7 protein-coding genes are annotated in these 4,851 nt (G+C 64.1%); 6 read left to right on the forward strand and 1 reads right to left on the reverse strand.

All coding sequences use genetic code 11. The annotated features are described in order from the left end of the window. The coding region (locus tag AOK24_RS50285; protein WP_240553701.1) for a DUF1707 SHOCT-like domain-containing protein at positions 1 to 127 on the reverse strand (127 nt) is incomplete at both ends. 264 nt (positions 128 to 391) lie between these two features. Here AOK24_RS50285 and AOK24_RS06695 point away from each other — a divergent pair. From AOK24_RS06695 to AOK24_RS06715, 6 genes are all read left to right on the forward strand, one after another. Continuing rightward, on the forward strand, positions 392 to 2,065 hold the full coding sequence (locus tag AOK24_RS06695) for a fumarate hydratase (protein WP_055719130.1): 1,674 nt from the start codon (positions 392 to 394) through the stop codon (positions 2,063 to 2,065). Positions 2,066 to 2,310: 245 nt separating this feature from the next. Further along, entirely contained in the window at positions 2,311 to 2,517 is a 207-nt protein-coding gene (locus tag AOK24_RS45465; protein ID WP_079056698.1) for a hypothetical protein, read from the forward strand. After that, positions 2,501 to 3,022, forward strand: a complete 522-nt coding sequence (locus tag AOK24_RS06700; protein ID WP_055719131.1) for a DUF6879 family protein — start codon at positions 2,501 to 2,503, stop codon at positions 3,020 to 3,022. The genes AOK24_RS45465 and AOK24_RS06700 overlap by 17 nt, the downstream gene beginning before the upstream one ends. Continuing rightward, on the forward strand, positions 3,012 to 3,860 hold the full coding sequence (locus AOK24_RS06705; protein ID WP_055719132.1) for a helix-turn-helix domain-containing protein: 849 nt from the start codon (positions 3,012 to 3,014) through the stop codon (positions 3,858 to 3,860). Before AOK24_RS06700 ends, AOK24_RS06705 begins: the two co-directional genes overlap by 11 nt. A gap of 270 nt (positions 3,861 to 4,130) precedes the next feature. Beyond that, entirely contained in the window at positions 4,131 to 4,361 is a 231-nt protein-coding gene (locus tag AOK24_RS06710) for a hypothetical protein (protein WP_055719133.1), read from the forward strand. Beyond that, positions 4,361 to 4,552: a hypothetical protein gene (locus tag AOK24_RS06715; RefSeq protein ID WP_055719134.1), complete on the forward strand. Its 192-nt coding sequence runs from the start codon at positions 4,361 to 4,363 to the stop codon at positions 4,550 to 4,552. The genes AOK24_RS06710 and AOK24_RS06715 overlap by 1 nt, the downstream gene beginning before the upstream one ends. The last annotated feature ends 299 nt before the right edge of the window (positions 4,553 to 4,851 follow it).

The following is a 4,851-nucleotide window of genomic DNA, read 5'->3' on the forward strand; positions in this document are numbered from 1 at the left end:
GTGCCGTACGGCCCTGGCCGGGGGCCGGGAGGTCCTGGACGAACACCTCCAGCTCGCCGACCGTCTTCGCGGCGAGCACGCCCTCGACGCGCTCGGCGTGCTCGTCGGCCGTGAGGCGGCCCTCGGCNNGCGGTCGCGGTCGGCGTCGGAGGCGCGCAGGTCGGTGGGGGCCGTGGTGGCCTGCGGCGGCGAGGTCTGTGGCGGGGTGTGCTTCTGAAGGTCCACGACAGCAGCGTAGCGAAACACGATAGATCGCGACACCCCTACGGGATTTTCATTATCATCAAACTAAGCCTTGCCTCACCGAGGCGTTGTCAGTGGCAGGTTCTAGGCTGGTGAGCGCTTGCCAATGGCGGCCGGCCGCAGACCATCAAGTGAGGAATGGGCGTCGATGCCTGAGTTCGCGTACACCGATCTGCTCCCCCTGGGAGAGGACACCACCCCCTACCGGCTGGTGACCTCCGAAGGCGTCTCCACCGTCGAGGGGCCGGACGGGCGCACGTTCCTCCAGGTCGAGCCCGAGGCGCTGCGCAAGCTCGCCGAGGAGGCCATCCACGACATCCAGCACTACCTGCGCCCCGCGCACCTCGCGCAGCTGCGCCGGATCGTCGACGACCCCGAGGCGTCCTCCAACGACAAGTTCGTCGCCCTCGACCTCCTCAAGAACGCGAACATCGCGGCGGCGGGCGTCCTGCCCATGTGCCAGGACACCGGCACGGCGATCGTCATGGGCAAGCGCGGCCAGAACGTCCTTACGCGCGGGGGCGACGAGGAGGCCCTCAGCCGCGGCATCTACGACGCCTACCTGAACCTCAACCTGCGCTACTCCCAGATGGCCCCCATCACCATGTGGGAGGAGAAGAACACCGGCTCCAACCTCCCCGCGCAGATCGAGCTGTACGCCACCGACGGCGGCGCCTACAAGTTCCTCTTCATGGCCAAGGGCGGCGGCTCCGCCAACAAGTCCTTCCTCTACCAGGAGACCAAGGCCGTCCTGAACGAGGCCTCCATGATGAAGTTCCTGGAGGAGAAGATCCGCTCGCTCGGTACGGCCGCCTGCCCGCCGTACCACCTCGCGATCGTCGTCGGCGGCACGTCCGCCGAGTACGCCCTCAAGACCGCGAAGTACGCCTCCGCGCACTACCTCGACGAGGCCCCCACCGAGGGCTCCGCGCTCGGGCACGGCTTCCGGGACAAGGAGCTGGAGGAGAAGGTCTTCGAGCTCACCCAGAAGATCGGCATCGGCGCGCAGTTCGGCGGCAAGTACTTCTGCCACGACGTCCGCGTCGTCCGCCTCCCGCGCCACGGCGCCTCCTGCCCCGTCGCCATCGCCGTCTCCTGCTCCGCCGACCGGCAGGCCGTCGCGAAGATCACCGCCGAGGGCGTCTTCCTGGAGCAGCTGGAGACCGACCCGGCGCGGTTCCTGCCCGACACCACCGACGAGCACCTCTCCGCCGACGAGGACGACGTCGTCCGCATCGACCTCAACCAGCCGATGGACGACATCCTCGCCGAGCTGACCAAGTACCCGGTGAAGACACGGCTCTCCCTGTCGGGCCCCCTGGTCGTCGCCCGCGACATCGCCCACGCGAAGATCAAGGAGCGGCTCGACGCGGGCGAGGACATGCCGCAGTACCTGAAGGACCACCCCGTCTACTACGCCGGGCCGGCCAAGACCCCCGAGGGCTACGCCTCCGGCTCCTTCGGCCCCACCACGGCCGGGCGCATGGACTCCTACGTCGAACAGTTCCAGGCCGCCGGCGGCTCCAAGGTCATGCTCGCCAAGGGCAACCGCTCCCAGCAGGTCACCTCCGCCTGCGACACCCACGGCGGCTTCTACCTCGGCTCCATCGGCGGCCCCGCCGCCCGCCTCGCCCAGGACTGCATCAAGAAGGTCGAGGTCGTCGAGTACGAGGAACTCGGCATGGAGGCGGTCTGGAAGATCGAGGTCGAGGACTTCCCCGCGTTCATCGTCGTCGACGACAAGGGCAACGACTTCTTCCAGGACCCGGCGCCCGCGCCCACGTTCACGACGATCCCGGTGCGGGGGCCCGGGCTCGGCTGACGCAGTCTCAAGCAGGCCCGTACAGAGCCCTCCGACGTCGCGTCGGAGGGCTCTGCCGCTTCACGCCGGGAATCCGCGTTGCCGCGTGGGGCCACGCTGAGAGCGGGCGGGAGCCGAACCCCTGCCAGGACACCGGTTTACCCGACAACACGAATATTGGCGTTGCCGCATAGACGCCCAGAGCCAACCTCCGTACCGTCGCGTTCACGGGCCCCAACAGGGGTCAGACACAAGGGGGTTTGAGCATGGCACGCGAAGAACTGACCCGACTTACTGGCAACGGAGAGGGCAACTGCAACAAGAACGACTGCCCCAACGTCTACCGAACAGCGTCGGGTTCGTTCGTCGTCCAAGGGGACGTGTCTGATGCGTTCACCGCTCCCAGCGGGGAAGGACTTGTAGAGATCCCTGAAGAGACACTGAGGGAGGCTTTCCGTGCTCTTGGATGGTGAGGAATGGGCAGCTCGGTTCGAGTCTTTCCAGCGTGAGGCATGGCGGCTGGAGACTCTGCCCGAGTATCGCGTTCCGCAGGAAGCCGAGGAGATCAAGGCATTTCTTGCCGGGGAGCGAATCGACCCGCACGCGTACTCGAACGAGTACACCGACGACCTTAAACGGTTGCGGCGGGAAGGGAAGAGCAAGGGACGCGTTCACATCGTGTCTCGACCCCTGTCAGACTACCTGCGTTACGAGTTCATGTACTACCGGCCGCACATGTGGGCAGGTGAAGACATTCGCATCATGGATGTCACTGGTCGCCCCAATCCCCTTGAAGGGGTGCAGGACTTCTGGATGTTCGACCAGACGGAAGTCGTGCTCATGCACTATCAGGCAGACGGTACGCAGATCAGTCGTGAAGTATTCGAGGGCGACGTGAGCCCGTTCCTCGAATACCAGCACATTGCTCTGACGGAGTCAGTGTCTTTCGAGGAGTACGTGAAGGGCCTTGACCTTTGAACCTGAGTCCCTAGGTCGGTCGAGGTCAGACCTAGCGGAAGTACTCCGCAGTGAGCGCAAGCGGGCCGGGTTGACTCAGACCCGGCTTGCTCGCCGCTGCAACATGTCACAGACCAAAATCAGTAACATCGAAGGAGGAAAGCTCACCCCCACCATTTTTGATGTTGAGCTAATCATTGAAGCTCTTGGAATTAATGGACCCGTCGCCGAAAGAATACTTGAGTTGGCTCGCACAGCCAACACGGAATGGCAGGATGACTGGGCTTCTCAACGGCGGGGATTGGACAAGAAACAGAACGATTTGGCCCGACTCGAAGCCGTCACCACAGAGTTCCGATTCTTCTTGCCAACAATGATTACGGGCCTACTTGCAACGCCCGACTACGTACGGGCGAGTCTCGCGGGGAACTCCGGTGACATGTCCAAGACCGTGGCCAAGAAGCTGGAACGGCAACAGATCCTATTGGACTCGTCGAAGTTCTTCACTTTCCTACTGACGGAACAGGCTGTCCGGTGGCCTCTGGCTTCTCCCATCGCAATGGCTATGCAGCTCGACCGGCTGACGTCCGTCTCGCGAATTCCCAACGTGCAACTAGGCGTCATACCTCTTGGGGCGGTCGGCCCTATCACTGAGACCCCGTTGAGTGTCTTCACGGTATATGACCGAAGACTGGTGCAAGTCGAGACCAATACGGGGGCTCTGATTCTCCGTGACCGTAGAGACGTAAGCGCATACCGAGATGACTTCGATCGGTACGAGTCCTATGCCGTCTTCGGGGACGAGTGCAGGAATCTCCTGTCCGAGTGGGCCATGATCTTTACCCGACAACGCCAATAATCTACGCACGTCATCGCACCTCGCGGCACCATTGCCGAGACGAGAGGACACCAAGAGAAGAGGTCACGGGATGAGTGCGGCAGCATCGGCGGACGCAGCGGAAGCGGGACAGTGGGAGTACACGACATACCCGCCCGCCGGACAATTGTGCTCCGCCTGCCTGAGACCGCTGAGTCAGGATGAGCCGGTGCGGCGCGGAGTCATCGAGAGGACGCCTGACCCGCCCGTCACCTTGTACCGGCACGTCAAGTGTCCCAAGGGGGCGTCCTGATGGCTCCGGGCAAGGCTGCAAACGCCCGCGCGAGCGCCCTCGGACTCCCGCAGCTGGTCCGGCTTCTGGACGGCTCCGAAGAGCCTGAAACAGCACTCCGGGCGGATTGGTGGAGCGAGTACGGCGGCAGGCTCGACGAAGCGACGGGAAAGATCGCACTCCCGGTGCCGACTTTCGCCCCCTGCCCGTACGAGGACTGCCTCGACTGCAAGCTTGAGCGGGGCCGCTGATGGTCACCGCCGAGCACATCGGGAAGCCGGTCACGGACGGCGTGCGCACGGGCATCCTTCAGGCCGTCTATGAGGACGTGAACGTAAATCAACTCCCCGAGTACCGGAAACCGGAACTTGTGGCGTGGGTCCGTCCCGAAGGCGGCGGTATCGAGTGGGACGCGCGGCCGTCCACACTGGACCTCGCATGAGAGCCGTATGCAGCCTTGTCGTCATTCTCTCTGCGGCTGTTTGGATTCGGGTCGTGGCATGGATTGTGGCCCGAGGTTTCGCGGCCTGACTTCCATCCCCTTTTCTCCGCCCTTTCTGATTTCTCAAGAAAATGGTTCGGAAGGGGTGGCGCACTGCCTGTTCCGCATGAGTGGAACAGGAAGCCGAGTCCCGGAGGTATGAAAATGTCCACGCTGCGGCCCGAGTTGGCCAATGGCGGAGACGGGTTGCCCGGCGAGCCCGCACCCGCGCCGCCCCCGCCCACCCCGGACGGCGGCTG

This window comes from Streptomyces niveiscabiei (assembly GCF_001419795.1).
In the GTDB taxonomy this organism is placed as follows: Bacteria; Actinomycetota; Actinomycetes; order Streptomycetales; family Streptomycetaceae; genus Streptomyces; species Streptomyces niveiscabiei.

What these genes read in the sequence shown, in the direction of transcription:
- AOK24_RS06715 (WP_055719134.1), top strand. Translation starts at nt 4,361, where the DNA reads ATGGTCACCGCCGAGCACATCGGGAAGCCGGTCACGGACGGCGTGCGC.
- AOK24_RS06695 (WP_055719130.1), top strand. Translation starts at nt 392, where the DNA reads ATGCCTGAGTTCGCGTACACCGATCTGCTCCCCCTGGGAGAGGACACC.
- AOK24_RS45465 (WP_079056698.1), top strand. Translation starts at nt 2,311, where the DNA reads ATGGCACGCGAAGAACTGACCCGACTTACTGGCAACGGAGAGGGCAAC.
- AOK24_RS06710 (WP_055719133.1), top strand. Translation starts at nt 4,131, where the DNA reads ATGGCTCCGGGCAAGGCTGCAAACGCCCGCGCGAGCGCCCTCGGACTC.